This window comes from Achromobacter marplatensis (assembly GCF_002209535.1).
GTDB lineage: Bacteria > Pseudomonadota > Gammaproteobacteria > Burkholderiales > Burkholderiaceae_B > Achromobacter > Achromobacter marplatensis.
Genome location: NZ_NJIG01000053.1, coordinates 1 through 869 on the forward strand (window position 1 = coordinate 1; position 869 = coordinate 869).

Below are 869 nucleotides of genomic sequence, written 5' to 3' on the forward strand. Positions count from 1 at the left end.
CGCCAAGGCATCCACCATATGCACTTAGTCGCTTGATCCTATAACGCTGTAGGCTATAGGACCTGAGTATTAGCGTTTGTGCCGTTCATAAGTTTCAAAGCAGTCTGAGGTTATTCACCCCAGTCTTGAGAACTTGGAACAAAATAATGCAATCACAACCCGTACTTATCTTCATCGGCTTGCGCCGAGTACTTGATAAGTACATTTCGTTGTGCTTCTTCCAGATTGTTAAAGAACGAATATAGCTGTTAGGTAAAACCTAACTCATAGAATCGTAATTTAACGACGCTATGAGTTAGCCTCTACATCACCACCAGGTGAGTATTTGAGAATCAATGGTGGAGGTGAACGGGATCGAACCGATGACATCCTGCTTGCAAAGCAGGCGCTCTCCCAGCTGAGCTACACCCCCATATCCCACACAGTGACCAGCACTACGCGAAATACTTTGGTGGGTCTGGTTGGATTCGAACCAACGACCCCCGCCTTATCAAGACGGTGCTCTAACCAACTGAGCTACAGACCCAAAACCTTCTCGGATCAGTAGTCAGGTAGCTGAAGACCCAGGGAAGATTCCCTCGACCCAAGCCTACAACTGATCCCAGCTATATCAAACAACCGATAAGAGTGGACGCTTAACACGAGCACTTAAGCTCTGAAAGGAGGTGATCCAGCCGCACCTTCCGATACGGCTACCTTGTTACGACTTCACCCCAGTCATGAATCCTACCGTGGTAATCGCCCCCCTTGCGGTTAGGCTAACTACTTCTGGTAAAACCCACTCCCATGGTGTGACGGGCGGTGTGTACAAGACCCGGGAACGTATTCACCGCGACATGCTGATCCGCGATTACTAGCGATTCCGACTT

At 48.9% G+C, this 869-nt stretch carries 2 tRNA genes and 1 rRNA gene; all 3 read right to left on the reverse strand.

The features are described 5' to 3' along the window. Positions 1–336 precede the first annotated feature (336 nt). Positions 337–412: transfer RNA gene (locus CEY09_RS31790), tRNA-Ala, on the reverse strand. Positions 413–449: 37 nt separating this feature from the next. Further along, positions 450–526, reverse strand: a tRNA-Ile gene (locus tag CEY09_RS31795). Positions 527–658: 132 nt separating this feature from the next. Next, positions 659–869: ribosomal RNA gene (locus CEY09_RS31800) — 16S ribosomal RNA — on the reverse strand; the annotation flags it as partial.